Here is a 25827-nt window from a genome sequence, read left to right as displayed (position 1 = left end):
ATTGTTATCACTAGACAAAAATCAAGTAATGAAAAAAGGATAGTATAAGTTAGACATACTATTATATTTTTGCCACAATAAGAATAACAACTGTTTTAACGAAGGAGGAGTTAATGTGCAAACGATTAAGATTGGGGATATTGTTAAAACACGATATAATTCCGGAACATATATAGGGGAAGTATTGGAAGATAGACGGAATTTTCTATTAGTAAAAATTTTAGCTGTATTGGAGCATCCTGCACAAGGGGATCTTCATAACCCCGGTCAAGTTGAGGGTGTTGCTTTTCATGAAAGAAAAGCACTTGCATTTAACGAAAAAATGAATGCTCGAAAAAGGGATACAGAGATCTTTGAAGGTGAAGTACCAGACTACGCAAACTCTCTAAAAAATGCTCTGAATACGATTAAACAGAAATTAAAGGATGAAAACTCTGAATTCGGGCGATTATCTCTATCAAGAATTCAAGACTTGGAAGAACACTATTATAATAAAATTTTTCAAGAATCATTATAAAGGAGCGAAATAAGATGAGTATACATATTGGCGCAAAAAAAGGAGAAATTGCAGAAACAATTTTATTACCAGGGGATCCACTGAGAGCAAAATTTATTGCCGAAAATTATTTTGAAAATGTTATTCAATATAATGATGTAAGGGGAATGTATGGATTTACAGGTACGTATAAAGGGGAACGAATTTCTGTCCAAGGGTCAGGAATGGGCGTTCCATCCATATCTATTTATGTTAATGAATTGATTTCAGAATATGATGTTAAAAAGCTAATTCGTGTAGGTACTTGTGGTGCTATGCATGAAAATATTAATGTACGTGATATTATCCTTGCACAAGGAGCGACGACTGATTCACAAGTCAATCGACTCGTTTTTGGAGGAATTGATTATGCACCTTTAGCAGACTTTAACTTACTTAAAAATGCATATGAAACTGCTGAACAAAAAGGATTAACGACTCATGTAGGAAATGTATTTACAAGTGATGTTTTTTATCGCGATAATGGGGAAGAAATAAATGCATTGCTCAGTCGCTACAAAGTACTTGCTGTCGAAATGGAAACTACTGCTCTTTATACGTTGGCAGCAAAATATGACCGACAAGCACTCTCAATATTAACAGTTTCCGATCATATAATTACCGGTGAACTAACAACATCAGAAGAAAGGCAAACTTCATTTCATGCAATGATGGAACTAGCTTTAGAAACTGCATTGAAGTAAAGTTTTCTGTTGTTCATACATGCTTATAGGTGCTATACTTTAAACACCGACAAAAGAAGGTGAGTCATATGGCAAGTATGTTTACTAATTTCCCTTTAATATCTGCACTTGCTGCTATTCTTTTTGCACAAGTTGTTAAAGTGCCTATTCGATTAATTATAACGAGAGAATTTGAACCTGGACTTGTTTTTGGAACTGGTAGTATGCCAAGCAGCCATTCCGCTGCTGTTAGTGCGTTAACTACTGCAATAGGTATCTCTGAAGGTGTAGGTTCTATTCCCTTTGCCATCGCATTTGTTTTCAGTATTATCACGATGTTTGATGCGTCAGGTGTTAGACGGGAAGCGGGCGAACATGCTATTATCTTAAATCAACTTGTTAAAGATTTTCAAAAATTTATTGACGAAGCGACTCACTGGCATAATAAAGCAGAATATGAAAAAATTGCTGAATTAAAAACGCTCTTAGGTCATAAACCAATCGAAGTGTTAGTCGGAGCTTTGACCGGGATAGGGATTGCTTTTTTAATCCATCCTTTATTTACTTAAACTCAAATAAAAAAAGACCTATCGTTAATTTTTAACAACAATAGGTCTTTTAATTTATGATTTCTGTCTGATTTGTTCTCTAAACACTTGTAATGCTTCGTTTTCATTCAATGCAACTAATTCTTGTTCAGTAATTTGTCCATTTCCTTTTTTCACAACATACACTTCTATTTCTTGTTTACCCCAATTTGAATATACTTCGTCAACTGTATCAAAATAGAGATCAATTTTATTACCTTTAATCGCTCCACCGATATCTGCCACAACTCCATACCCATAATCTGGTATATACAAAATCGTTCCTAAGGGAAAAACAGATAAATCAGCAGCGATCGTCGAATACAGATCACGCTTTACCTTTATTCCCGAATAGGTAATCCCATATTCTGGATGTTCAGGTGATTTTCCTGTTGACTCAACTCCTGCCGTATAGCCTGTGGCAACAACAGTTGTAGTCGGGTATTGATTAAAATCGATCGCTTCTTCTAATGTTTCTGGTCCATCGATCTCCTCACTGGAAATATACTCTTTACGCTCTATTAACTTATTTAAATTTTTTTCTGATAAATAGTACTGTCTTTCGTTCATATCATCTGTTGTCTCTGTTTTGATGTCTGTTACTTCAGTAGTTGCCAAACTTTCTCTCACATCGAATATTGTAATATTTGTGAGCGAACTCACTGTTGTGTATATGGCACCGATAAAAAGAAGTAACATGATTATTTTGTACATAATATTTTTAATAGACATCCATAACACCTCTTTGGAAGTCATCTTTTCCAATAAAGAGGCAATCTATTCATTTTTTTTTAAAATTTAATAGATTAACAACAAACTTTGCATATAAATATTGATGTTTTAACATGTTAAAACATCTGATAACCGCTCTTACGTAAATATTTAATAACGAATCCAGAAACGATTGTACCAATAAAACCAGATAATAATATTACATTATCAACGACTGGAAGAGATGTCATTTTTGAAAAAGTACTTGAGAAAGCATTGCCAGGTTCTGTAAAATACTCACCAAATGTACTATCACCTATAATTAAGGATATTACAAATGGATAAAAAATAGCCATTAACCAAGTACGTCTTAAAAGCATATTTAGGATAAATGCTATTCCAAAAAAGATTACAAAATATAATAACATAGATACAATAAGCTGAATCAACGATTTGTCCCCTTTCAACTTTTACTGATACATAATGAAACTGCCACAAGTTGTGCCAGTTGACCTAATGACCGTTTATTTTTACGATTATACTGTTTATAATTTTATAGTTAGATAATGAAAAAAGCAAAGACAAGGCCTATTACCCATTTTTAAAAAAATTAATTGTGAATAATTTGTTTTAATTTTACAATACTTATTTAAGTGTGCGTTCAAAAAAGAGAATAAAAAAACCCGTCGGCTAAAGGCGCTGACGTCCTGTCAGCAACGCCGACACTAGCACGTCCTGTGCGCGGAAGTTCGAGCAGCGGACTTTTACAGGAGGTCCGTGTTGCCCACAGGACGTGGCCGGTTTTAACGGAAGATCCCCTATCGCAGTGTCATTTTTACCGGACTTTTTGAACATCCTCTTTAAGTCTCAATATTTCTGAGATAAATTCATTTATGATAAGATAAGTATAAGGTAAAAATGGCAGGTAGAGTGTGGAGGGAAAATAATGACAGAGAAAAAATATGATATTACGATTATTGGAGCAGGCCCTGCTGGTCTGTTTACAGGTTTTTACGGTGGGATGAGACAGGCAAGCGTTAAAATCATTGAAAGCTTACCACATACAGGTGGTCAGTTAACAGCGCTGTATCCTGAAAAATATATTTATGACGTCGCCGGATTCCCAAAAATCCGTGCCCAAGAGTTGGTAAATAACTTAGAAGAACAGCTTAAACTGTTTGATTCGACACTTGTGTTAGGACAATCGATTGAAAAAGTTGAAAAACTGGAAGATGGTACATTTAAACTTATCTCAACGGGTAATGACATACATTATTCAAAAGTAATAATTATTACGGCTGGTAACGGTGCCTTTGAGCCTCGTCGATTAAATATTAAGACTTCAGAAAAGTTTGAAGGTAAAAACCTTCATTACTTTGTTAATAATATGAATCAATTTAAAGATGAAAAAGTTGTAATCTTAGGAGGCGGTGATTCTGCAGTTGATTGGGCGCTTATGTTAGAATCTATTGCAGAAAAAGTTACACTCGTTCATCGTCGTGATGAATTTAGAGCTCATGAAGCCAGTTTAAAACAGTTAACTGAATCTAATGTAGAAATATTAACCCCTTTTGTACCAACAGATATTGAAGGTACTGATAAAATTGAGCGTCTTGTCCTTCAGGAAACAAGAGGCGAAAAAATTATTAAAATTGATCTTGATTCGGCGATTTGTAATTACGGATTTATTTCAAGGCTCGGCCCAATTGTGAACTGGGGATTAGACATCGAAAGAAACAGTATCGTTGTTAATTCTAAAATGGAAACAAATATTCCTGGCATTTATGCAGTTGGTGATATAAATACGTATGAAGGGAAAGTAAAACTTATTGCTACTGGATTTGGAGAAGGACCTACGGCAATTAACAACGCAATGCAGTATATGAATCCAAAAGCAAGAATACAACCAAGACATTCAACTAGTATGTTCTAATGGATAAGACTTCATTTTCCATCATTTTTGCACATAATAAATTGCACTCATATTTTATCAAAACAATGTTGCTGAGATAATTTGAGAAATTAAGAAATCCGAACTATAATTCAAATTTTCTATAAGTTGAATCTAATTAGTTCGGGTTTTTCATTTGGTTACCTTTGAAAATCAACTCTGATAAACTGACGTAAGTCTCTGCATTTTAACTCGACGTGTTACCAATAGACTCGACGTCTTGGAGAATGACTTGAAGAATGACTCGATATTTTGGAAAGCGAATTGATCTTCCCCATTGGTGATTAAATTGTTATTTTACAGTTTAATTTAAAAGCGAAGTGAATTGTTAAAGTTTCCACAAACAAAAAAGCCTCCGCAACAAGGCGAGGCAATTTTAACAATCTCCAGGAGTTCCAACCTTATCTTTTGTACGAAAAGAAGAACCGCAACCACATGATACGATAGCGTTTGGATTATTGATACTAAATCCTCCCCCCATCATATTTTGTTTAAAATCAATTTCCGTATTCTCGATAATCGGAATATCTTGTTTAAAAATCACAACCGGTATTTCATTTATTTCAAACACTTCGTCTAGCTCTTCATTTATTTTATCATCAAATCCAAGTGAATAAGATAACCCACTGCACCCTCCACCTTTAATACCAAAGCGTAACTTACTGTCGCTTGACTCTTCTTTCATCATTTCTTTTATCTGATTACGTGCATTATCTGTAATTGAAATAGCCAATGTATTACCTCCTCTTAGAATATTTCATTACATCTTACCTTTAGTATACAAACTGGCGAAACTTCATTCAAATAATTGATTCGATGACAAACTTTTCTATGCCTTAAATTTGCCGAATCCCTTTAGCTTCTATAGTTTTGAATATCGTTCTTAAATGTGGAACCCCTTCTGAAATAATATCATTATCTAAAAGAATTAACGGATAAAACAAATCTTCTTTCACTATATGTTTAATCATTTCTTGATGTTTATATGCATATTGTTCAGGATTATCCATATCGATATATTTATATGAAAATTGATCTGTCCCATATTTTCTAGATATAGCCGCCTGTAACCATTCATACGTATCTTTTGATCCAGGTGCACCAACACAACTTGCACAAATTTGATTTCGTCCATAAACTTCTATTTTTAAATTTATACTCAATTGTCTCTTCCTTTCACAAATTGTCATCATGTATATCGATTCATTACCGTAACTGAAAACAATTTTCATTTACAAAAGGTTAAAAAACAGATAAAATATAATTAGGATAAATTTATAACTCGTCACCTCATATATTATATTATCTAAGATTTTTTACTATGTTTCGGAAAGGAGAAATCACCCAAATGAAAGAACAAGTACAAGAAGTGCTAAATAAATTACGCCCATTCCTTTTACGAGATGGCGGAGACGTGGAACTAATTGATGTTGATGAAAATGGTGTAGTCCTACTTCGATTAATGGGTGCCTGTGGAAACTGCCCAAGTTCTGCGATCACGTTAAAAGCAGGTATCGAACGTGCTTTAACAACAGAAGTTCCCGGCGTAACAGAAATAGAACAAGTATTTTAATATACAATTCGAAAAAGAATCCATTGCATATGGATTCTTTTTCATTTAATAAATAGGTGTTTTAGGTTGTTTACCTTGAAAAACAAGATCTATATTTTCTAGACATAATTTAAGCATTTTTTCTCTTGTAGCCAAACTGGCAGAGCCGATATGAGGTAACAGTACAACATTCGTTAACTTTGTTAAAGGATGAGTAGATGATATAGGCTCTTGTTTAAATACATCTAAACCAGCTGCTCGAATAATTTTTTTATCGAGTGCTTCAAATAAAGCATCTTCATCAACTACTCCACCACGTGAAGCATTAATGAAAATTCCAGATGATTTCATCGTTTGAAATGCTTTTTTATCAAACATATCTACGGTTGCTTCAGATAGCGGTACTAATGATACAACAAAATCAGATTCCTTCAATAAATCTTCAAAAGAAACATAGGTGGCATTCAGTTCATTTTCCACTTCTAAATTTCTACTCCGATTATGATATAAAATATCCATATTAAACCCTTTTGCCCTTTTAGCGACCGCTTCTCCGATACGTCCCATACCAACAATTCCAATCGTCTTGTGATGGATATCTGAGCCCGCTAACATAAATGGAGACCATTCTCCCCACTGATCATTATATATGTAATTTGTTGCCTCAATTAAACGCCGTGCTGTTGCCATTAGTAATGCAAATGTAAGATCCGCAGTCGTTTCCGTTAATACATCAGGTGTGTTTGTAACAATAATTTTATTTTTTTGGGCGGATTCTAAATCGATATTATCGTAACCGACGGCCATATTTGCGATGATTTTTAAATGAGAAGCATATTGACAAAATGCTTGATTAATTTTTTCGGTTATTAAACAAAGTAATCCATCAGCTTTTTTTGCTTCTTCATATAAAATATCTTTAGGCACTGGTTTACTTTCACTTGTCCACATTGTAATATGCAACCGATCTTTAAATGGTTCCAATAAATATTCAGGTATCTTGCGAGTAATATAAATAGTAGGCTTTCTCATTACATCCACCTCTTTTAAATATCATTTTATCTATTTTAACATAAACGAAAGAGTTTTAAGTTACATTTATTAGTGATAAACTGTACATATGGAAGATTTTTACGGATTTTATTCAGTTTCTATATAATAGAGTTCATAAGAAAGTGGTGATGGAAAATGCAAGAAAAGCAAAGTGAACTAGAAAGGAAAGCCCGACAATGTCTAGAAGAAAGAGGAGTATCCATCAATGATATTTCCGAATTAGTTTATTATTTGCAGTCTAATTATTTCGAAAACTTGAGCATGGAAATTTGTAGACATAATGTCAACAGAGTACTTTCAAAAAGAGAAGTTCAACATGCCGTCCTGACAGGTATTCAACTTGACATATTAGCAGAACAAAATAAATTAGCCGAACCTTTACAAGATATTATCCATCGAGATGAAGGATTGTACGGAATCGATGAAGTGATTGCTTTATCAATTGTTAATGTTTATGGTTCCATCGGTTTTACAAGTTATGGATATATTGATAAACAAAAACCCGGAATATTAAAAAAATTAAATGACCATTCTAACGGAAAAGTAAATACATTTTTAGACGATATTGTCGGAGCAATTGCGGCGGCAGCATCGAGCCGGCTTGCTCATTCCTTAGCCGGGGATATACTTGATTAATTGAAGAAAAGTGTAAATCTAAAACTTTGGTAATTTCCACAATGAAGGCAACGCGCCGCGGACAATTTTATCTGCTTTTTGGCCGGTTTTTGTCCGCGAGAGCGCGCCGCAGACATTTTCATACTTTTTTCTCGTATTTTTATCCGAAAGAGCACACCGCGGAGTTTTCTGCTTTTTCTCGTATTTTTGTCCAAGAGAGGCGCAGCGGACATTTTCTTCTGCTTTTTTCTCTGATTTGTCTGAGAGAGCACGAAGCCGTCCAATATGTGCAGGTATATTACCATATTTGGTATTTTACGTGGTCACTTTATCAAATCCTTTTTCTATCCATTCAAGTAAATTCTCCATTACAAATGTTGGCTGAACTTCAACCTGTTGTAAATCTTCACTTGTACTGTAACCCGTTAATACCATTAAGGTATCAATTCCGGCATAGATACCTGCCTTAATATCTGTTTCATAATTATCACCAATCATTAAAACATCTTGCTTCTTTATTCCGATCTTTTTAATTGCTTCTGTCATTATAATTGACTCTGGCTTACCGACGATCAAAGGCTCTACTCCGGTACTTACTGCTATGGAAGACGCAATGGCACCATTTCCTGGGATTAATCCCTGTTCAGTTGGAATTGCGGCATCTTTATTCGTTACAATAAATTCAGCCCCTTCACGGATTAATAAACATGCTTTTGCCAATTTATCATACGTAATCTGTCTATCCAAACCGACAATAACATAATCACAATGTTTGTCCGTTACAATTAAACCTTCATTTTCTATTGCTTTTACTAATCCAGTTTCTCCTATAACATAGCAACGTACTTGATTGTTTTTATCTTTAATATGTTTTGCCGTTGCCATAGCAGATGTTAAAATATTATGTTCTGTTGCTTTAAGATCCAATCTGGTTAATTTGTCAACGAGCATTTTCATTGTATACGTGGCATTATTTGTTATAAATAGGTAGGGTATGTCACGGTCATTTAATAAATCAATAAATTGTTTTGCCCCATCAATAACCTCTTCACCGCGAAACATTGTTCCATCTAAATCAATTAAATATCCTTTATAATCCATTCGTACCTCCAAATAACAATTATTAGATGATGATTTTTTCTCTACAAATAAAAATGGCTTACAGTCAGGATGACGTAAACCAATTTATACATTAATTAGGGATAGCGCATTATTTTTCAGGTTTTGTAATTGTCCAACAACAGTATTTCGCACCTTTCGTCATACAAGACTGTGCTTTAACCTTGCTATTAGGAAATATATTCCGATAAATATCCTTTTCATTATTACAAATTTGGCTATAGTTTGAGGCCAAATTAAAGATTGGACAATTAAAATTTTTTACTTCATAGTCGCCTGATGCAGTTTTCTCATACTCAATCATATATCCTTTTTCTTGTTGAATTTCGGCAATTCGTTTAACTTTTTCATCAAAGTCTATATTCTCCATGCGAGAAACTAACTCCGCTTCTTCGCGTTCTTTTCTCTTCAACAATAAATCATTAACTACCTCTTCTCCTTGTATATCCTCTAGATCTTGCAATAACTCCAGCGGCAATTGCTTGTATTGATTAGGAAATGTGTTATGACCCTTACCCGTTAATAAATAAAGATGAAAGGGACGACCAATATCTTGCTTAACAATTTTTTCTTTTACAAATCCTTGGCGTATTAAATCATTAAGATGTCTTCTTACTGCAACTTCTGAAATTGAAAAATATTTCATTAACTCTTTAATTGAAATTTCACTATCTTTTTTTAAAATATGCAAAATTTTCTCTTTTGTTGACGTTCGTTTATTCATGCGACTCCCCCCTAGGGCTCATTAGAAAATGCATTCGCAACTCCCAACTCGTTATCCAAATACGTACGAATATGGTGACTAAACTGTTTTAAAACGTCTTTATTCGTAAATAAAACTTCCTTTATACGTTTATGATCTATATTCAAATATTCCTGGACAAGCATTTGTCTTAAATCAATAATCGCTTTATAACTTGCTTCATCTTGTTCCGTGATTACTTTTTCATCGACTAAAATATCGATAATATCATGATAACTTCCCGGATCTCTCATAATAAATCCGTCAATCATCAAATTCCCAACATCTAAGATTGATTCAATAATCGTATGGCTTAATCGTTCTAATCCAAGTTTTTCTATTAATGAAGCATATTGTTTATCGTTAATTTCTTGGAGCAATGAATCCATATAAGTTAAAATTTGTTCTATTTCACTTCTATTAACAAAATACATATTGTGACCCCTCACTTACCATCTGTATCTATCTTTATCATACCATAAATTTCAATATAATCTAAACTTATTGTTTAATTATAACATTGCTGTCCTTCCATGCTATACTTATAAGTAGAGGTTACTTAGAAAGGGTGAGTGGCATGTCTAAAGTGATTAATTTAAAAGTTAAAAATAATTTATTAAATTTAGACGCTACTGAAATCGCTGAATTGATTAAAGAAAGAAAAGTGACAAGTGAAGAGGTTACTTCAACTTTAATCGGGCATATTAAAAAGATCAATCCTTCCTTAAATGCAGTTGTTGAAGAGCGATTTAGTGATGCGTTAAAAGAAGCAAGAGAAAAGGATAACACTATTGACACCACTAATTGGAATAACCAACCGCTTTACGGAGTGCCGATCAGTATTAAAGAATCCATACATGTCAAAGGAATGAAAACAACTGGCGGTATTGTACATAGAAAAGATTTAATCATGTCAAATGATGCTTCGGTAGTTGAAAAGTTAAAAAAAGCTGGGGCAATCATATTATGTAAAACAAATACCCCTGCACTCTGTTTCTGTCATGAGACAGATAATAAGCTTTATGGCAGAACCAATAATGCTTGGAATAGTAAACGAACTGCAGGAGGCTCCAGTGGTGGCGAAGCAGCTTTAATCGGGGTTGGTGGTACACCGGTGGGTTTGAGTTCGGATATTGGAGGATCCATTCGATTTCCCAGTCATTTTAACGGAGTGGTTGGATTTAAGCCTGGAAAATTTCAAGTTTCATCTGACGGACATTTTCCACCAGACAACATTCCATTAAAAGCTAGAATGTCAAGTATCGGTCCAATTGGTAAATCTGTCAGAGATATGCAGCTAGTCTACAATATCATTAAAAGGCAGAATGAAAAACGAGCATTTTATGAGAAAATGCAAATAGAGATCTTACCAAACGATAATGGTTTTCCTCTATCCGAACCAACTTCTCTCTTTTTGGATAATATACATAACCATTTGCAAGATTATTATCAAACGAACATATCAATTCCTCCATATTTTAACGATAGTGCGATTATTTGGCAGGAAATTATGTCTGTTGATGGTGGAAAAGAGATTAGGGACCTAGCATTTAATACAGACCGTCCTAACCTCTTAAAGTATTATATGCAAGAGAAGTTAACGAAAAAAACGACAACTCATCTGTATTTAGCTTGGGCTTTAATCGGTGCCAATTTATACAAGCCTTCACAAAAACGTATAAAGGAAATTGAAACTTTTATTGAAGAAGGCGATCGTGCATTAAATAGTTATTTAAAAAATCGCTTGCTCGTTTTTCCGGTTTATCATCGAAGTGCTTTAAAACATGGTGAATTGTATAAAGAAATTTTCTCTGTTAAAAAAACGTATACTGAGTTTATGCCTTATATTGCTTATGCGAATGTTTGGGGACTACCTTCCTTAACCATTCCAGTTGGATTTGATGATAATCATCTACCGATTGGCATCCAAATCATGAGCAGAAATGGCAATGAACATGCCATTTTCAGGTTAGGAAAATTGCTGGAAAATAAATTTGGAGGCTATATTCGCAGTACATATCATGATTAATTCTTATTTAGGAAGTATTTCCATTTTTTTATTCTTATACATCCAAAACAATAGGAAACAATAGGATGGAAAGGATGGTGGAAATGAAAAAAGATAAGCAGAAGGAAAAATATGATAATCGTTTTTCTGAAATTTCTAATGTAGAAAATTTACACGATTCACTTATTCCCGAGGAGTTTCCAGAAGGGGCTTTTGGTTCACCGATTAACAAACAGGAAAAAGTAGAAAGTAAGTCAACAGAATGGGAACAGGGACAACAACGGACAAGTGCCTTTACTTATCCAGACAAAGAGCGGCATGACGACTTACCACGTCAAACTCCTGGGGCTCATCCTTTACATGATGAATAAATATATATAAGGCTGTCCAATTTTGAAAAAATCATCAGTTTAATGGACAGCCTTTTTTAATCAACTTTTTTAAGTACAAAATATGCACAGCCAAAATTACAATATTCATATAAATAATCTTCTAACATGTCGATTTTTGTATCATAAGATGCTTTGACATGTTCAGAATGATAAAATCCTTTTAATCTTAACTGATTATAGCCCCAGTCTCCAACAATATAGTCATACTTTTTTAATATATCGGAATACCGCTCATTAAGTGCTTCTTCTTGAAAACCATTCTTAATGTTTCGGATCAGTTCATATTTTTTACCATTTAATTCAATCATTTCGAATCCCCTCATAGTTAGTACGTCTAGTTTAACATATTTTTTGACTTTTTTACATGTATGAAAAGTCGAATAAACTCCACAATAAAGAATAAGTTTTTTATTAAAAAATTTGTAAAGGAGTTAATATGTTGCAACAGACAATTCGGTATTTATTTAGAATTTGTATTATACTTATCCTACTCCTATCATTTACAAACTTTCATACAATAGCAGAAGAAAAAAAGAACAAGTATCCACAACGGTATGCACTTTATAAAAAAACCGAAGCAGTATCCCTTGTTCCTTGGTACTATTTAGCTGCGATGGATCAATATGAACGAAATATTGATAAGGAAAAAGAAAAGGAAGATCCACTAGTCTCAATTAGTTTCCCTGAAGAGCTTTGGTATGGACTAGGTAATAGTAAAAAAATAAATGATGTACAAATTATCGAAATATTTAATGGAATAGGTAAAGATGGAAATGGGGATGGCAAGGCAAATCCTAATAATCCAGAAGATATTTTATTAACTACTGCTATCATGCTTACGAAAAATGGATTATCAGATGATGATATTAAAATCAGTTTATGGGATCATTATCAGCGTGATTTATCCGTTAAAACAATCACAAATAACGCAACAGTATTTAAGCATTTCCAGTCAATTGAATTAACAGATCGAGATTTCCCTGTTTCTATCGACCATAATTATAGCTATCGAAGTACGTGGGGAGATGGCAGAGGGTTTGGTGGAAGACGAATCCACGAAGGTACTGATATTTTTGCAAGCTATGGAACGCCTGTTAAATCAACAACTTATGGGGTTGTAGAATTAAAGGGATGGAATTTGTATGGAGGGTGGCGAATCGGTATACGAGACATCTTTAATATCTATCATTATTATGCGCATCTAAATGGTTATAATGATGAAATAAAAGTTGGTGATATCGTTAAACCTGGAGACGTTTTGGGAAGTGTTGGTTCCACCGGATATGGACCGCCTGGAACAGCTGGAAAGTTTCCCCCCCACTTACATTATGGTATGTATCAAGACAATGGTAGAAATGAGTGGTCATTTGATCCGTATCCTTATTTAAAAAGATGGGAGAGAATAGCACGAGAGAAAAGAAATAAATGATTAATTGAGATAAAGTATTTTAATCATAGAGAAATCCGAACGATAATGCAAATTTCTAATTAAAATTTGCATAAGTTCGGATTTCCTTTTTATAACTCGCTTCGAAACTGCTTTTAGCAAACGACTGCCAGAGTCTCGAACAGGACGTTAGTGTCGATGACTTCACAGTGTAAGAAATCATTGAAACATTATGTGTCAAAGCTTTTGTATTTATCTACCTTTTGCCTTGTTCACGGCGTTTACAATACTTGCAACAAGGCCCCCCCAAATAATAACAATACCGATCACCATCATAATAAGTGCACTAGCGCTCATTATATTCACCTTCCCTAAAGGTTATATTAGAATTTTCCTACTATTTAACATTACTTATATCTTCCGTTTCTTCTTGAGTAGCGGAATTCGACTTCCATTTAATTAGTGACAATAAGATACCGTTTACGAGGGCTCCAATTGCAAGTGACCAACCGCCCCACATAATAAACATATCAGAATACCCTTCATAGTTTCCTGTATCAGTGTCAAAACCTTTGGTAATATTTAATCTTAACAATTCAAACATCATATAACCCAATACAACTGGCGTAATGACTAACAAACTTATCGTCCACCATGATCCAATTCGAATATCAGATATTTCATTTGCATGGTTTTTAAACGTCCCAAGTTTACGTAAAATCCAAGCAATTAAGATCACTTCCACTAATCCTAATGCCGCCACACCAAACTGGTTAATAAAATAATCAGCTGCATCTAAGAAAAAGAGTCCACCTTGGGTAGCGAAAATAAGAGAAAGAACTGCTGCTAACCCTCCACCAAATAGGACAGATTTCGTCCTGGAAACATTAAACTTCTCAGAAACCCCTGCAACATATGTTTCAATAATGGAAATTAACGAAGTGAGCCCTGCCAGCACGAGCGATAAGAAAAATAATAACCCAAAAAACTCATTAAACGCTGGGAACTCATTAATAATTGCAGGGAACACGACAAATGCCAACCCTACCCCGCCATCAACTACTTCATCTATTCCTACCCCTTGAGAAGTCGCCATAAATCCCAATATTGCGAAAACTCCGATACCAGCTAGAAGCTCAAAGGCAGAGTTACTAAACCCTGTAATAAATGCGTTATTAGTAATATCGGATTTTTTAGGTAAATAACTTGAATAAGTAATCATAATAGCAAATGCAATTGATAAACTGAAAAATATTTGCCCATATGCTGCAACCCATACTTCAGCACTAAATATTTGAGTAAAATCTGGTTGGAAAAACGCATTTAAACCTGTTATCGCTCCTGGTAATGTAATCGCTCTAATAACAATTATTGTAAAAACAATAACTAATAATGGAATCATAATTCTATTAGCAATTTCAATACCACGTTTTACTCCACGGATAAGCAAGCCTAAAACGAGTACCCAAACGATGATTAAAGGAATTAAGACACTTGGTACTAAACTACCGAATTGTCCTGGTACTTCAACTAGTTTCAAATAATCTCCAAATAAAAAACCTTCTGTATCTTCACCCCAAGCTAAATTAAAGGAAAAAAATGAATACGATATTGCCCAGGCAATAATTACAGAATAGTAAGTGGAAATTACGAAGGCAACTAATACTGCCCACCAACCAATTCCTTCCGCCTTTTTATTCATCCGACGATAGGTTAATGGTGCGGAACCGCGGTATTTATGACCCATTGTGAATTCCATGACTAAAATTGGTATTCCCGCAGTTAATAAAGCGAAAAGATAAGGAATTAAAAATGCTCCTCCTCCATTTTCGTAGGCAACAGCTGGAAAACGCCAGATGTTACCCAAACCGATCGCAGAACCGACCGCAGCTAATACAAATCCCGCCCGTGTCCCCCACTGAGAACGCTCTTCCATACGTGTTTCCCCCTTTTTAATTAGATAGGAAGTTTAATGGAAAATAGATTGTCATTGCATACGAAAGCAAACACAGCATCTTATTTCCCATTAATACCCATCTTTAATTGTCTACATTATAGCAATAGTTCACAATTATGTCAAAATTAATTTTATTTTCAATCAATTACACACATATCAATTTGAATTAGATTCACGAGGAACTGAAATAGATGGTCCATCCCCAGAACCAGCATTGTAAAACTCAGGAACGTCTCCCATGATAACGCGCGAATCTATAAAAACTTTTGTACTTACATCGGCAGTCTCTGTAGAAAACGGTACAACAACTCTAATATGAACTTCAATTGGCATATAAATTTCAATTAAAGCTGCATTAACTCCAAATTCCTTTACTTCATGAACCACATCGGATTGAATGCTTCCAACGATTTCAAAATGTACAGGTATTTTCGGCCCTAAGTTTGCAAGTATTGAATTCCCTGTCGCCTGACCAAGTGGAATTTCAATAACTGTTGGATCTTTTTCCGGCAAGTCCCCAACAGAATCTCCAAATTCTAAAGGGGGTAAGTCAGGGCCATCGATTTCAAGTTGATCTCCTTTATTCATTCCATATAGAAAGTATTCCGCACGTTCTGTAGCTGTCCTTAATGCTAAATTGACGGCTTCAGAATTCCATCCTAATGTAGCTACATTTCCATTGTTGTCCATTTCCGTTATAACGAGATCATCAAAGCTAATATTTTCTGTAGATTTAACCGCGGAATTAATTGTTCTTGTCGCAAATTCAATTGTTTTATCATTAGCAATATTCATCAATGTAGGCCTAATCCCCCGATCGATAAGCCAAAAACTTAAGAATAGTACACTTATAAAAATAATTGTAGTCATCAATAGTAAATGACGTACTGGAGGTGGAGACCTTCTATATGAATATTTTCTACGAAATCGCAAAATAAAAACCCCCCTAAAACAATGTATGAATGTTTTAGAAAGGTTAGACTAGTTGTATGAATTTTAGAAAACGAAGCCTTTAGAAAAGGAATTACAATGACAGAAAATCATGCTTTTTTTCAGGACATCAGATTTTTAACCAAATAATAGTAAGTAAATTCTACATTTCTTAACTGTAAATAAATACATGATATATTCGTTTCCAACAACATAATTTTATTATTATGCTATTTTTAACAACGCCTCTTTCCCTGTCATCCCTTCTTCCCAACCGTATTCCTTCGAAGCGTCCGTTATACTTTCTAAAGGGGCTTCTAGTAATTGTTCAATCGTTCTTACACCAACTGCCCTGCCAGCAATTACTTTTCTATCTTTTAATTTTTCATTCAGTATATTTACATCCAAAGCTGCACACATAATGTAACCAACTTCATTACTTACAATTAGCAAATTTGTTTTTGGTAATTCAACCCGAATAGCAGTAAAAATAACACCATCAATGTCGATTGGATTAATCGTAATCACATTATCTCCCTCCAAGCATTAACACTATACTGTATGCTTGAAAGTGATTTTTGACACAAATTAACCTCTTATATGGCGATACTCCATTAATGTTTTTACCAAAATTTCACGTATAAATTCTGGTAAGTATAATTTTTTCTCCTTCGCTCGTGCAATTTCAGGTAGTAACCGTCCAAATGTAAATGTATCTGCAGTAACTAACTTATATAAACGTTTAGATTCTAATGGTAATCCGTTAAAAAGAACTGCTTTCACATATTCTTGTCCATTATTATGAAAAGCAGTTACGACATCCAAATTTGCAAATACCATTCTACCGATGACAACACCTCTAAACCCAAATCCTTTTAACTCTAAATTAATTAGCTCTTCAGTTAAAGAAACCCGGACCACTTCCTGGATTTCATCTCCAGATAATGTGACTACACAAGGATTGATTGGATGTGGGCAAATACGATGAACGTCTTTATATGTAATATCACCTGGTTGAAAGTGATCAATTAAAAGACCTGCATTTAACATTGCAAAATCAGCATCGGTCCAATCTAGTAGTTTCTCTGTAAGCTGCTTCATAATGGCCGTTTCTCTAAACCAGTCCACGTTGATCGGTTTATCAATATGAATGATTTTTTTTCCTAAAATTTGGTCAGCATTATTTGCAAGTATTGCTAATTGATTTTCCGTATGAACATCTGGTGTTAGATGCGTAATATTTGTTGCATATGCTTCTTTATTTGTAATTTTCTTCTCTTCATGGTCCCAAGTAATTCTTACTTCACCCACATATGAACAATGTTTGCCGGCAGCAGTAAGTAATGTCTGGTCGACTATTTCTCCTGTTCGCAGTAAATGATGAGTATGTCCTCCAATAATCAAATCAATAGACGGAAATCTTTTGGCTATTTCCTTATCTTCATCTATTCCTAAATGAGATAAAAGTACAATAACATCTGTCTTATGTTGTAATTTTGTTAACTCTCTATAAATAACTTCATGAGCTGAATTTACATTCCATCCTAGTAGATGGTAATAAGGGTTAAATCTTGCGGTAAGGCCTAGAAGTCCTATTCTAACTCCACCTTTTGAAGTAACTGTATGAGCTGGCAATAGCCATGAAGGATTCTCCGACAATGTACATTCTAAATTAGAACAGATGACGTGAAATTGAGCTTGATCATAAAGATGATAAAGGTCTTCATGAGCAAGTGTTATTCCTTCATTATTTCCTATTGTAACAAAATCATATCGAGCATTATTTAATAACTCAACATTTGCTTTTCCCATCGATGCTTCCGTTATTGGATGAACACGATCCATATGGTCACCAATATCTATCGTCCATGAAGACTCTCCCCGTTCTTTACTCTCTTTTCGTTTATTCTTTAAGAAAGTAACTACCCGAGGCCAATGATCGAAATAACTATGTAAATCATTTGTATAATAAAAATGAATGTTTTCTTTCATAAATGAATACTCCCCATTATAAGCTCTCCCATATTAATCGTAACGCAACAATAACAATTACAATCCGTAAAATCCATTCGAGCGTCTTTCCTTTAAACAATTTGCTCGTTTTGGCACCTACTGTTCCTCCGATATAAGAACCTATTACAAAAAATAATACATATGCCCAAACGATATGTCCTAAAACAATATGTGTCGTCGCACTGATAAGACTGATGAAAAAAATCATAAACATCGACGTTGCGATTGCGACTTGAATAGGTATCCCAAAGAAAAGAATCATTGCCGGAACACTAATTGTTCCTCCACCTATACCAAATAAACCCGATAATCCACCGACAGCAAACGACAATATAAATGCTGGCACATACGTAACATTATACTGATACGTGTCTCCATCAATTTCAACCGTTCTAGTATACTTATTAATTTCCAATTGTTTATTTTTCATCAATTTTTGACGATCTACTAACATCATTGCAAAAACAATCAGCATTAAAATTCCGAAATACAAAGAAAAGTCATCTGTATCTAGTAAGGTGTTAATCCATGATCCAATAACACTACCTGGAATACTACCTATTAAGAAAATTACCCCTGTTTTGATATCTACTCTTTTAAGCTTATAATAAGCTAAAGTAGACGACAAGCCTGTAAACACCATTGTAACAAGCGAGATTCCTACAATTGCTTGTGGATTGGCCCAAGAAAAGCTTGCAAAATTATCATATAAAAATAACATGGCAGGTACAAAAATTATTCCCCCACCTAGACCTACCAAGCTTCCAACAAAAGCTGATATAAACCCAATTAATAATGATATTATTATGACCAAGTTAATCACTAACCCTTTAAATTATTCGTATGTATTATAGTAACACCCATTAGAAACGTTTACTAGGAAAGCATATCGAAAGTCAAAGATTCAAAATAATTGTCTGAGAAAGGACAACCCGAAGTGGGATGCTGAATTTATCTTTAGTTTTTCGAATTCCATCGCGTAAATAAATTACTGTAAAACTGCTATATATCCCAACTTACTTTTTAAACAAAACACATTATTGTTATTTAAAATGTTCATTTGCTTACATTGTCTATTTATTTAATTCTTTCACCTAGAAGCGACATCATGCATAAAATAACTGTAACAGTCAGTACAAATAAACATTGGCAACTCACTAGGAGCGAAGATTATGTATCAAAACGACATAAAAAATGACCAAAATAGTACGGAGACCTTAAATATAGCCGCTAAACTCGCAGTAGTTGGATCTGCTATAAGCACAATAGGTGATGCCATCTCAACTATTTCAGAAGTAATATCGTTAGAAGAACTAATAGCCTCCGATGCTCAGCAGCAACAACAGCAAGAAGAACAAAATAAACAACTTCAATTGATGCAGCAGCAAATTGATGATCTGAAAAATGAATTATCTAACTTAAAATCTGAAGTCGATAAAATTTAGTTTTAGTATTTTATGATTCATCATTAAATAATTAATGGCCGGCAAACAGTCGAGATCTTTCTATCACTATGTTGTTGAATTGTTAAACAAATTAGGATTTATGGGAGTGAAAAGAAAGGATATAATAGCAATTCGATATCACGATCGTGAAGCTTAGAATCGAGAGCGCAACTAAGACATTCGCCCAAAGGCTTGGTGAATGCCTAGTTTTTTAATTATTTTTATTTTTCATTGTATAATAGAAGCGAACGTTCCTATAAAAGGGATGGAAAATAAATCATTACGGGTATGGAAAATGAATCAAATCAATTCTTATAAAAAAGTATATCTAAGAAATGATTCATAAGACTGGATTATCTGATTTTGACATAGGTTGGACTTGAAATGTCTGTTATTCTTTACATACACATTTTTTAATGGTGGACGCATTTGATTATTCTTTTGCCGAATTAATGAAAGTTGGTCTGTATATAGATAGCTAAAAAAAGACAGAAGATTCTAGCCTGTTCTGTAAGATTACGGTGCTCCTTGCTAAACGGATTCTTAAAGCCATTCTGTTGGGTTTGAGTCTTTGGTGGTTTTCCTTTTAGCTTTTCTTTCATACGTTCATCTGAAATCTTATCCACGAGGGCACTAAAAGCTTTAACAGCCTCATTGGTCTTTTCTGCATCTTCACGTACAACAAAATCAAGTATTTCATCTGTTGCCGTAATGCCTGAAGCGGATAACATTTTTGTTGCTTCTTTGCCGAGTTCAAAACGATTTTGAGCTGCTTTCAACTCTTCATTTTCACGTTGAAGCTTTTCTAACTCATATTGACGTTTTTCGTCAGCATTCATCTTAGCAAGCTTTTTAGCTTCATCAATGGCATCCTGCTTATCTTTTTCGAGACGATTAACACGGTCTTGGACAATCTTGTCTAACTGTTTTTGTGTAAACTTTGGCTTGTCATCATCTTTCGGATCATCGTTTGATAGATCGTCATCTTTCGGATCATCATCTTGTGGATCATCGGCTGGATTGTCACCAGGATCATCATCTTGTTCAGCAAAGAATTGTAAATTAAGCGGTAAACCTCTTTCAGCTCTGCTCATAAAACTTGAAGCAATGTCTGCTACTGTATAAGGTGTTTCTTCTGCTATCTTTTTATTTTCATCATTAGTCATTTTGGAATCTCCTTTTTTATAGACTTTGTTGTCTGTATAATCCTTGCACAGTTTAAAGCCTTAGGCATGTTTTGGGCATAAAAAATAAACCTATAATGGCTTAAAGTAATTAGGCATTGCAACCGTATCAACTAATGCCAGCCTTGCACCTTTTGACGCCATGAGCAGTTTTGGGCATAAGAAAAGCACCTAATGCTTGTCTGCTCGGTGCATGTTACTCAACTAATTCATATGTTTTTTCAAATATATCAGGCTTGCATGGATAAAACTCACCATTCACACCTTTAATAATGTAGTCATTTTCAACTGCAAGCATATCACCTTCAAGTGTAGGGATAACTAGACCTATTCTTTCACCGCTGTCACTATTCAACACCTTCATCAGAATAACACCCATGTACCCCATCTTCACCCCAGGGCAGGGTAATAAACTCGCATACTTTGCCCCAGTTTTCCCAAGTGAGCTTAACAGCTTCGATAATAACTGGTTTCTTACGATATTTAGCCATTATTACACCTCCTTAAAACCGCATAAAATAGCACCTAACTAATTTTGCTTAGCCGTCATCTTGTTGACGTTTAACCTTTTCCATCACCTTATCAATTTTTCGTTTGTTCTCTCTTTTCTCCTCTTCAGTAAATTCAACTTTACCAATCGTTTCACCTTTAGGCGGATCATGCCAACGGGGATGAGAGAATAAATCGTCTTTTTTACTCATCGTATTCCTCCAAGAATACATAATGCGTTCCTTTGTATTTTTCATTTCCAATAACCCTTTCAAACCAAGCATATTTAATTATACCCCCGGCCTAAGTTAACGGATTTTAATTTTCTAGGATTGTCTGCAGCTTTAAATACTATTTTTTGTCCGGTCGGGAAAATAATCTGCATAGGTGACACTTGAAATTTTAATGTGTGCGCTATTCCTAACTTGTTGGCACTCCATTCAAATTGACCAAAGACCGTTTCCCTTAATACGTTTTGATAACGCCTGAAAACGACTGCATTCGCATCAGCGTCACTCAACATACCGATTAGTATCTCCACACTTGCAAACGTAGATTTAGTGGATCCACGTCCACCTTTTAGCCAATACTCATGATTCATATTTTGCTTAACTTCATGATGTAACTCGTAGAAAGCAGGCGCTATAACATTAGTCAGATTCACTTCGCCATTTCACATTGCACCTACCTCCCCATAATTCATAATAAAAAGACACCCAACTGGATGTCTTATAATTTTATTTAAAACCCTCTACATTTACGTGATCTGTATATTTATCTTTTAAATTCTTATAGATACCAGGATGAATATAATAATAATCCGCCTCTGTCAATATACGCCATTCTTCACTATAAGCCATATCGGAAAAGTTATCATAGTTTAATTCTTCAAATGATTCTCTGCTATAGTTATATTTTATTACTGGTTCTACAGATTCATTTCCCTTTTGATCTACCATTGTTGTTGTTAATTCTATGTAAACTTCTTTAACATTTTCATCTTTGAAACCTTCATGCATTGCTTCGAACATATCGTATACTGACATAAACAATGTGTTTTCACTGAATGTTGTTTTACCTTCACCCACAAGAGTAAGTGTTCCATCTTTCAATGTTGCCTTATCCACATTATCGTTATCTTCTTCTATTGCCTCATCAACAGTTCTATTACTCTTTCTTTCTTCTTCGGCTTTTTTCTTTTCCTCTTTTTTGGTTTTTTCTTCTTTTTTATCGTCTTTTTCCTTTTTTTCAGCTTCTACTTGCTTGTCGACAGTTTCTACTTTTTCTTTATCTTCTGAAGTAGAGCCTTCGCCACCTACAATCCAACTACCAATAATCAAAATGGCTATAACCCAAAACCACCATTTTTAAAAAATTGGTTTTTTCTCTTTACTTTTTTCAGGCATTTCTACCAACCGCCTAATATGTTATTTACATTATCGGATAGTTGGTAATATTTATCAAATTGTTATACCACAATTCCCCTACTTCGCTTCATCTTCTGTAAAAAACCATTCTGCATCTTCAACGTCGGCTGAGTAGGACCCAAAATGTAAAGTATATTCAGATGACTCTGATTCTGGAATTTCGAACAACATTTGGCTATCATACGATTCTCCCGGTTCAATTGTTCCTGTTATTCTATCAACAAATTCATAATCATAATAGGAGATTTCAGTAACTTCATTCCCTTGTGTATTTTTCAATAATAAACGGATACCTAGGATATCTTCTTCCTCAAATGCCTCATCACTTAAAAATTCGACTGTATAGTCAATTAATACAAACACTTCATCATCATTATTAGGTATAATTCCATCTCTTTCCGTAAATATTTCAACACTTGTTGGCGTAATTTCATACTGTCCAAGTTCATCGTCTACAAGCCCTGTATCACCAAGTTTCATCACACCACTATTCACATTGTCACGATTGATTTCATTGGAATCCTCATTATTTTCTGCGTTTTCGTTATTAACCTCTTCTTCCGTTTCACCTGCATTTGTCTCTTCCGATTCATTTGAAAATCCACAAGCAGACAAGATTAATAACGAACTATAAATAACAAACAAATATTTTCTCACACTACCAACCTCCATAATTATGTATAGGTACAATTATGATAGAGTTGGTAAATATTTTCAATGAAAAATGCACCCATAATTAATATGAGTGCATTTTTAAAAAATATCTAATTACATTAAAAGAAATTTTCAATTATGCTGTTTATAATTTGGAAATCTTAAATAAAAATCCAGCAGAAAAAATTACTTTACCGAGACATAAAACGGTGAATGTCAAAAAAGATATTAAATACTACAATTTTGATGATTTAAATATTTTGCTCGATTATTTAAGTGAGTATAAGCCGCAACGATTTTCAGAGTATAATGTTTATTATGTTTTGGTGTATTTTTTGTCTAGAACAGGGTTACGAATTAGTGAAGCATTAGCTTTAAAATGGAGTGACGTTCAACAGAATAGGTTGGATGTTAATAAACAGACATCAAGAGATGATAACAACAGGTTAACTATTTCAACCCTAAAAAACAATCCCTCATATCGAAATATTGAATTAGACAAGAACATAGTGGAATTATTATCAGATTTCAGAAGACTGCAAAATAAGATGATATTGAAACATGAAAAATTTATTCGTAATAAGGACATGATTATTTTTCAAACTTACAATGGTAACTACATGACACCATCTACTACGCGACATGATAAAAAATCATTGTTTTGATGCGGGAGTTGAATATAAAGGAACACATGGGTTTAGACATAGTCATGCTGTATTATCTTTAGAAGCTGGTGCAGATTTATTGTATATTTCAAAACGTTTAGGACATGGATCCATACAAACTACATCTGACACATATTTAGATATTACGCCACAATATGAGTCATCGGAATTGGACAAAATAAGCAATCATTTAAACTCAATGTGGCACGAAAGAGGAAAACAGAAAATAACCCTCGCCACAAACGCAATTGTGACAAGGGTTTAGGGTATTATCCGATACTACCTTCCATTTCCATCGAAATTAAACGGTTCATTTCAACTGCATATTCCATTGGAAGTTCTCTTGTGAATGGCTCGATGAAGCCCATAACGATCATATCTGTTGCTTCTTGCTCTTCTAAACCTCTACTCATGAGATAGAAAAGTTGTTCTTCTGATACTTTTGAAACTTTTGCCTCGTGTTCAAGTGAAATATTATCATTGTAAATTTCATTATATGGAATGGTATCTGAAGTTGATTCGTTATCCATAATGAGCGTGTCACATTCAATATTGGCACGTGCTCCATCTGCTTTACGACCGAAGTGAACAATACCGCGATACGATACTTTTCCTCCATGTTTCGAAATTGATTTTGAAACGATAGAAGATGATGTGTTTGGTGCTAAATGATACATTTTAGCTCCTGCATCTTGGTGTTGACCTTTTCCAGCTAAGGCAATCGAAATAGTTGTACCTCGTGCACCTTCTCCACGTAATAGGACTGACGGATACTTCATCGTTAATTTAGATCCCATATTACCATCGATCCATTCCATTGTTGCATTCGCTTCACATGTAGCTCGTTTTGTTACTAAATTGTAAACGTTATTTGCCCAGTTTTGAATGGTCGTATAACGGCATGTAGCGTCTTTTTTTACAAAAATTTCCACAACTGCACTATGAAGGGAGTTTGTCGTATATACTGGTGCAGTACATCCTTCTACATAGTGAACAGATGCACCTTCATCTACGATAATGAGCGTTCTTTCAAATTGCCCCATATTCTCGGAGTTAATTCGGAAATATGCTTGTAGCGGTGCTTTTGCTTCCACACCTTTTGGCACGTAGATAAATGACCCACCAGACCATACCGCCGTATTTAGGGCAGCGAATTTATTATCTGACGCTGGAACTACTTTTCCAAAATACTCTTTAAATATTTCTTCATGCTCTTGAAGTGCAGAATCGGTATCAGAGAAAATAATTCCTAATTCTTCTAAATCTTTTTCTAAACTTTGATATACTACTTCTGATTCATACTGAGCGGAAACACCAGCAAGGTATTTTTGTTCAGCTTCAGGAATACCTAAACGATCAAAAGTTTGTTTGATTTCTTCAGGTACTTCATCCCAAGATCTACCTTGTCGCTCAGAAGGTTTAACATAGTAAATAATCTCATCGAAATCGAGTTCTGATAAGTCTCCACCCCACTGAGGCATCGGTTTTTTATAAAAAATATCCAACGCTTTAAGGCGTTCTTCTAGCATCCACTCAGGCTCATTTTTCATACGCGATATTTCTTCAACTACTTTTTTTGTAAGCCCTCTTTCCGTACGAAAGACAGATACATCTCGGTCACGGAACCCATATTTATATTCGCCAATATTTGGCATTTCTTTCGCCATTTTAAAAAACCTCCTTAAGTTTTTTTCGAAAGCTGTGAGAAAGAATACAACTTTCTTATTG

Annotated in this window: 33 protein-coding genes and 1 pseudogene; 11 read left to right on the top strand and 23 right to left on the bottom strand. The window is 34.4% G+C overall.

Going from position 1 to position 25827, the window contains the following annotated elements; genetic code table 11:
• Positions 1 to 115: 115 nt before the first annotated feature.
• From kapB to SPD89_RS04650, 3 genes are all read left to right on the top strand, one after another.
• Positions 116 to 517, top strand: coding sequence for a sporulation phosphorelay system protein KapB (gene kapB / locus SPD89_RS04660; protein WP_336260798.1), 402 nt, complete (start codon positions 116 to 118; stop codon positions 515 to 517).
• 14 nt (positions 518 to 531) lie between these two features.
• The gene (deoD, locus tag SPD89_RS04655) at positions 532 to 1239 is read left to right on the top strand and encodes a purine-nucleoside phosphorylase (protein WP_336260797.1); all 708 of its coding nucleotides are present in this window, start codon (positions 532 to 534) and stop codon (positions 1237 to 1239) included.
• A gap of 68 nt (positions 1240 to 1307) precedes the next feature.
• Positions 1308 to 1787: a divergent PAP2 family protein gene (locus SPD89_RS04650; RefSeq protein ID WP_336260796.1), complete on the top strand. Its 480-nt coding sequence runs from the start codon at positions 1308 to 1310 to the stop codon at positions 1785 to 1787.
• 54 nt (positions 1788 to 1841) lie between these two features.
• Here SPD89_RS04650 and SPD89_RS04645 read toward each other — a convergent pair whose 3' ends face one another.
• Together SPD89_RS04645 and SPD89_RS04640 are read right to left on the bottom strand one after the other, a co-directional pair.
• Entirely contained in the window at positions 1842 to 2537 is a 696-nt protein-coding gene (locus tag SPD89_RS04645) for a 3D domain-containing protein (RefSeq protein ID WP_336260795.1), read from the bottom strand.
• A 116-nt stretch (positions 2538 to 2653) separates the two neighbouring features.
• Positions 2654 to 2965 carry a YuiB family protein gene (locus SPD89_RS04640; RefSeq protein ID WP_336260794.1) on the bottom strand — a complete coding sequence of 104 codons (312 nt, stop codon included), beginning with the start codon at positions 2963 to 2965 and terminating at the stop codon, positions 2654 to 2656.
• 497 nt (positions 2966 to 3462) lie between these two features.
• Between SPD89_RS04640 and SPD89_RS04635 the strand changes: the two genes are divergently transcribed.
• The gene (locus SPD89_RS04635) at positions 3463 to 4449 is read left to right on the top strand and encodes an NAD(P)/FAD-dependent oxidoreductase (RefSeq protein ID WP_336260793.1); all 987 of its coding nucleotides are present in this window, start codon (positions 3463 to 3465) and stop codon (positions 4447 to 4449) included.
• A gap of 394 nt (positions 4450 to 4843) precedes the next feature.
• Here SPD89_RS04635 and SPD89_RS04630 read toward each other — a convergent pair whose 3' ends face one another.
• Positions 4844 to 5200, bottom strand: a complete 357-nt coding sequence (locus tag SPD89_RS04630; protein WP_336260792.1) for a HesB/IscA family protein — start codon at positions 5198 to 5200, stop codon at positions 4844 to 4846.
• Between the two features lie 103 nt (positions 5201 to 5303).
• Positions 5304 to 5630 carry a YuzD family protein gene (locus SPD89_RS04625; protein ID WP_336260791.1) on the bottom strand — a complete coding sequence of 109 codons (327 nt, stop codon included), beginning with the start codon at positions 5628 to 5630 and terminating at the stop codon, positions 5304 to 5306.
• Positions 5631 to 5788: 158 nt separating this feature from the next.
• Here SPD89_RS04625 and SPD89_RS04620 point away from each other — a divergent pair, with 158 nt between their 5' ends.
• The gene (locus SPD89_RS04620) at positions 5789 to 6040 is read left to right on the top strand and encodes a NifU family protein (protein WP_336260790.1); all 252 of its coding nucleotides are present in this window, start codon (positions 5789 to 5791) and stop codon (positions 6038 to 6040) included.
• A gap of 45 nt (positions 6041 to 6085) precedes the next feature.
• Here the strand turns inward: SPD89_RS04620 and SPD89_RS04615 are convergent, their stop codons facing one another.
• Positions 6086 to 7051: a 2-hydroxyacid dehydrogenase gene (locus SPD89_RS04615; RefSeq protein WP_336260789.1), complete on the bottom strand. Its 966-nt coding sequence runs from the start codon at positions 7049 to 7051 to the stop codon at positions 6086 to 6088.
• 156 nt (positions 7052 to 7207) lie between these two features.
• On the opposite strand from SPD89_RS04615, the gene SPD89_RS04610 reads away from it, so the two are divergent.
• Entirely contained in the window at positions 7208 to 7708 is a 501-nt protein-coding gene (locus SPD89_RS04610) for a phosphatidylglycerophosphatase A family protein (protein WP_336260788.1), read from the top strand.
• Between the two features lie 294 nt (positions 7709 to 8002).
• Here the strand turns inward: SPD89_RS04610 and SPD89_RS04605 are convergent, their stop codons facing one another.
• The 3 genes from SPD89_RS04605 to SPD89_RS04595 form a co-directional block, all read right to left on the bottom strand.
• The gene (locus tag SPD89_RS04605; RefSeq protein ID WP_336260787.1) at positions 8003 to 8788 is read right to left on the bottom strand and encodes a TIGR01457 family HAD-type hydrolase; all 786 of its coding nucleotides are present in this window, start codon (positions 8786 to 8788) and stop codon (positions 8003 to 8005) included.
• 109 nt (positions 8789 to 8897) lie between these two features.
• Positions 8898 to 9530, bottom strand: coding sequence for a helix-turn-helix transcriptional regulator (locus SPD89_RS04600; protein ID WP_336260786.1), 633 nt, complete (start codon positions 9528 to 9530; stop codon positions 8898 to 8900).
• 11 nt (positions 9531 to 9541) lie between these two features.
• Positions 9542 to 9982 (bottom strand): DUF86 domain-containing protein, encoded by a 441-nt coding sequence (locus tag SPD89_RS04595; RefSeq protein WP_336260785.1) that lies wholly within the window; start codon positions 9980 to 9982, stop codon positions 9542 to 9544.
• A 143-nt stretch (positions 9983 to 10125) separates the two neighbouring features.
• Between SPD89_RS04595 and SPD89_RS04590 the strand changes: the two genes are divergently transcribed.
• Entirely contained in the window at positions 10126 to 11577 is a 1452-nt protein-coding gene (locus SPD89_RS04590; RefSeq protein WP_336260784.1) for an amidase, read from the top strand.
• 74 nt (positions 11578 to 11651) lie between these two features.
• Positions 11652 to 11927, top strand: a complete 276-nt coding sequence (locus SPD89_RS04585) for a hypothetical protein (protein ID WP_336260822.1) — start codon at positions 11652 to 11654, stop codon at positions 11925 to 11927.
• Between the two features lie 56 nt (positions 11928 to 11983).
• On the opposite strand, the gene SPD89_RS04580 is transcribed toward SPD89_RS04585, so the two are convergent.
• Positions 11984 to 12256 carry a YutD family protein gene (locus SPD89_RS04580; protein ID WP_336260783.1) on the bottom strand — a complete coding sequence of 91 codons (273 nt, stop codon included), beginning with the start codon at positions 12254 to 12256 and terminating at the stop codon, positions 11984 to 11986.
• 128 nt (positions 12257 to 12384) lie between these two features.
• Between SPD89_RS04580 and SPD89_RS04575 the strand changes: the two genes are divergently transcribed.
• Positions 12385 to 13377, top strand: a complete 993-nt coding sequence (locus tag SPD89_RS04575) for a M23 family metallopeptidase (protein ID WP_442961050.1) — start codon at positions 12385 to 12387, stop codon at positions 13375 to 13377.
• 210 nt (positions 13378 to 13587) lie between these two features.
• Here the strand turns inward: SPD89_RS04575 and SPD89_RS04570 are convergent, their stop codons facing one another.
• The 6 genes from SPD89_RS04570 to SPD89_RS04545 all read right to left on the bottom strand — a co-directional run bounded on the left by SPD89_RS04570 (position 13588) and on the right by SPD89_RS04545 (position 19058).
• On the bottom strand, positions 13588 to 13692 hold the full coding sequence (locus tag SPD89_RS04570; RefSeq protein WP_336257425.1) for a methionine/alanine import family NSS transporter small subunit: 105 nt from the start codon (positions 13690 to 13692) through the stop codon (positions 13588 to 13590).
• Between the two features lie 40 nt (positions 13693 to 13732).
• Complete coding sequence (locus tag SPD89_RS04565; protein ID WP_336260782.1) at positions 13733 to 15271, bottom strand: sodium-dependent transporter; 1539 nt, start codon at positions 15269 to 15271, stop codon at positions 13733 to 13735.
• Positions 15272 to 15448: 177 nt separating this feature from the next.
• Positions 15449 to 16225, bottom strand: coding sequence for a sporulation protein YunB (yunB, locus tag SPD89_RS04560; protein ID WP_336260781.1), 777 nt, complete (start codon positions 16223 to 16225; stop codon positions 15449 to 15451).
• Positions 16226 to 16447: 222 nt separating this feature from the next.
• Entirely contained in the window at positions 16448 to 16750 is a 303-nt protein-coding gene (locus SPD89_RS04555; protein ID WP_336260780.1) for a YunC family protein, read from the bottom strand.
• A gap of 60 nt (positions 16751 to 16810) precedes the next feature.
• Positions 16811 to 18214, bottom strand: coding sequence for a bifunctional metallophosphatase/5'-nucleotidase (locus SPD89_RS04550; RefSeq protein ID WP_336260779.1), 1404 nt, complete (start codon positions 18212 to 18214; stop codon positions 16811 to 16813).
• Between the two features lie 16 nt (positions 18215 to 18230).
• Complete coding sequence (locus SPD89_RS04545; protein ID WP_336260778.1) at positions 18231 to 19058, bottom strand: sulfite exporter TauE/SafE family protein; 828 nt, start codon at positions 19056 to 19058, stop codon at positions 18231 to 18233.
• Between the two features lie 349 nt (positions 19059 to 19407).
• On the opposite strand from SPD89_RS04545, the gene SPD89_RS04540 reads away from it, so the two are divergent.
• Complete coding sequence (locus SPD89_RS04540) at positions 19408 to 19680, top strand: hypothetical protein (RefSeq protein WP_336260777.1); 273 nt, start codon at positions 19408 to 19410, stop codon at positions 19678 to 19680.
• 449 nt (positions 19681 to 20129) lie between these two features.
• Here the strand turns inward: SPD89_RS04540 and SPD89_RS04535 are convergent, their stop codons facing one another.
• From SPD89_RS04535 to SPD89_RS04505, 7 genes are all read right to left on the bottom strand, one after another.
• Positions 20130 to 20846: a DUF4355 domain-containing protein gene (locus tag SPD89_RS04535; RefSeq protein ID WP_336260776.1), complete on the bottom strand. Its 717-nt coding sequence runs from the start codon at positions 20844 to 20846 to the stop codon at positions 20130 to 20132.
• A gap of 214 nt (positions 20847 to 21060) precedes the next feature.
• Positions 21061 to 21228, bottom strand: coding sequence for a hypothetical protein (locus tag SPD89_RS04530; protein WP_336260827.1), 168 nt, complete (start codon positions 21226 to 21228; stop codon positions 21061 to 21063).
• Entirely contained in the window at positions 21212 to 21355 is a 144-nt protein-coding gene (locus SPD89_RS04525; RefSeq protein ID WP_336260775.1) for a hypothetical protein, read from the bottom strand. The genes SPD89_RS04530 and SPD89_RS04525 overlap by 17 nt, the downstream gene beginning before the upstream one ends.
• A 48-nt stretch (positions 21356 to 21403) precedes the next feature.
• The gene (locus SPD89_RS04520) at positions 21404 to 21565 is read right to left on the bottom strand and encodes a hypothetical protein (protein ID WP_336260774.1); all 162 of its coding nucleotides are present in this window, start codon (positions 21563 to 21565) and stop codon (positions 21404 to 21406) included.
• Between the two features lie 74 nt (positions 21566 to 21639).
• A complete protein-coding gene (locus SPD89_RS04515; protein WP_336260773.1) occupies positions 21640 to 22017 on the bottom strand; it encodes a phage terminase large subunit in 378 nt (125 codons plus the stop codon).
• Positions 22018 to 22090: 73 nt separating this feature from the next.
• On the bottom strand, positions 22091 to 22693 hold the full coding sequence (locus SPD89_RS04510; protein ID WP_336260772.1) for a hypothetical protein: 603 nt from the start codon (positions 22691 to 22693) through the stop codon (positions 22091 to 22093).
• Between the two features lie 144 nt (positions 22694 to 22837).
• On the bottom strand, positions 22838 to 23437 hold the full coding sequence (locus tag SPD89_RS04505; RefSeq protein WP_336260771.1) for a DUF4352 domain-containing protein: 600 nt from the start codon (positions 23435 to 23437) through the stop codon (positions 22838 to 22840).
• Between the two features lie 206 nt (positions 23438 to 23643).
• Between SPD89_RS04505 and SPD89_RS22880 the strand changes: the two are divergent.
• A pseudogene (locus tag SPD89_RS22880) lies at positions 23644 to 24364 on the top strand (site-specific integrase).
• 4 nt (positions 24365 to 24368) lie between these two features.
• Here SPD89_RS22880 and sufB read toward each other — a convergent pair.
• A complete protein-coding gene (gene sufB, locus SPD89_RS04490) occupies positions 24369 to 25766 on the bottom strand; it encodes a Fe-S cluster assembly protein SufB (RefSeq protein ID WP_336260768.1) in 1398 nt (465 codons plus the stop codon).
• Positions 25767 to 25827: the final 61 nt, after the last annotated feature.

The organism is Pseudogracilibacillus sp. SO30301A (genome assembly GCF_037072025.1).
Lineage (GTDB): Bacteria > Bacillota > Bacilli > Bacillales > Amphibacillaceae > Pseudogracilibacillus.
The sequence above is the reverse complement of the archived record's forward strand: the minus strand, read 5'-3'. Positions and strand labels throughout refer to the sequence as shown.

Bases quoted from the DNA above. Each gene is read 5' to 3' on its own strand.
- SPD89_RS04580 (WP_336260783.1), bottom strand. From the start codon at position 12,256: ATGATTGAATTAAATGGTAAAAAATATGAACTGATCCGAAACATTAAG.
- SPD89_RS04645 (WP_336260795.1), bottom strand. From the start codon at position 2,537: ATGTCTATTAAAAATATTATGTACAAAATAATCATGTTACTTCTTTTT.
- SPD89_RS04570 (WP_336257425.1), bottom strand. From the start codon at position 13,692: ATGAGCGCTAGTGCACTTATTATGATGGTGATCGGTATTGTTATTATT.
- SPD89_RS04610 (WP_336260788.1), top strand. From the start codon at position 7,208: ATGCAAGAAAAGCAAAGTGAACTAGAAAGGAAAGCCCGACAATGTCTA.
- deoD (WP_336260797.1), top strand. From the start codon at position 532: ATGAGTATACATATTGGCGCAAAAAAAGGAGAAATTGCAGAAACAATT.
- SPD89_RS04575 (WP_442961050.1), top strand. From the start codon at position 12,385: ATGTTGCAACAGACAATTCGGTATTTATTTAGAATTTGTATTATACTT.
- SPD89_RS04550 (WP_336260779.1), bottom strand. From the start codon at position 18,214: ATGAAAGAAAACATTCATTTTTATTATACAAATGATTTACATAGTTAT.
- SPD89_RS04530 (WP_336260827.1), bottom strand. From the start codon at position 21,228: ATGAAGGTGTTGAATAGTGACAGCGGTGAAAGAATAGGTCTAGTTATC.
- SPD89_RS04540 (WP_336260777.1), top strand. From the start codon at position 19,408: ATGTATCAAAACGACATAAAAAATGACCAAAATAGTACGGAGACCTTA.
- SPD89_RS04605 (WP_336260787.1), bottom strand. From the start codon at position 8,788: ATGGATTATAAAGGATATTTAATTGATTTAGATGGAACAATGTTTCGC.
- SPD89_RS04620 (WP_336260790.1), top strand. From the start codon at position 5,789: ATGTTTCGGAAAGGAGAAATCACCCAAATGAAAGAACAAGTACAAGAA.
- SPD89_RS04590 (WP_336260784.1), top strand. From the start codon at position 10,126: ATGTCTAAAGTGATTAATTTAAAAGTTAAAAATAATTTATTAAATTTA.
- SPD89_RS04650 (WP_336260796.1), top strand. From the start codon at position 1,308: ATGGCAAGTATGTTTACTAATTTCCCTTTAATATCTGCACTTGCTGCT.
- SPD89_RS04595 (WP_336260785.1), bottom strand. From the start codon at position 9,982: ATGTATTTTGTTAATAGAAGTGAAATAGAACAAATTTTAACTTATATG.
- SPD89_RS04635 (WP_336260793.1), top strand. From the start codon at position 3,463: ATGACAGAGAAAAAATATGATATTACGATTATTGGAGCAGGCCCTGCT.
- SPD89_RS04585 (WP_336260822.1), top strand. From the start codon at position 11,652: ATGGTGGAAATGAAAAAAGATAAGCAGAAGGAAAAATATGATAATCGT.
- SPD89_RS04520 (WP_336260774.1), bottom strand. From the start codon at position 21,565: ATGAGTAAAAAAGACGATTTATTCTCTCATCCCCGTTGGCATGATCCG.
- SPD89_RS04525 (WP_336260775.1), bottom strand. From the start codon at position 21,355: ATGGCTAAATATCGTAAGAAACCAGTTATTATCGAAGCTGTTAAGCTC.
- SPD89_RS04565 (WP_336260782.1), bottom strand. From the start codon at position 15,271: ATGGAAGAGCGTTCTCAGTGGGGGACACGGGCGGGATTTGTATTAGCT.
- SPD89_RS04615 (WP_336260789.1), bottom strand. From the start codon at position 7,051: ATGAGAAAGCCTACTATTTATATTACTCGCAAGATACCTGAATATTTA.
- sufB (WP_336260768.1), bottom strand. From the start codon at position 25,766: ATGGCGAAAGAAATGCCAAATATTGGCGAATATAAATATGGGTTCCGT.
- SPD89_RS04600 (WP_336260786.1), bottom strand. From the start codon at position 9,530: ATGAATAAACGAACGTCAACAAAAGAGAAAATTTTGCATATTTTAAAA.
- SPD89_RS04535 (WP_336260776.1), bottom strand. From the start codon at position 20,846: ATGACTAATGATGAAAATAAAAAGATAGCAGAAGAAACACCTTATACA.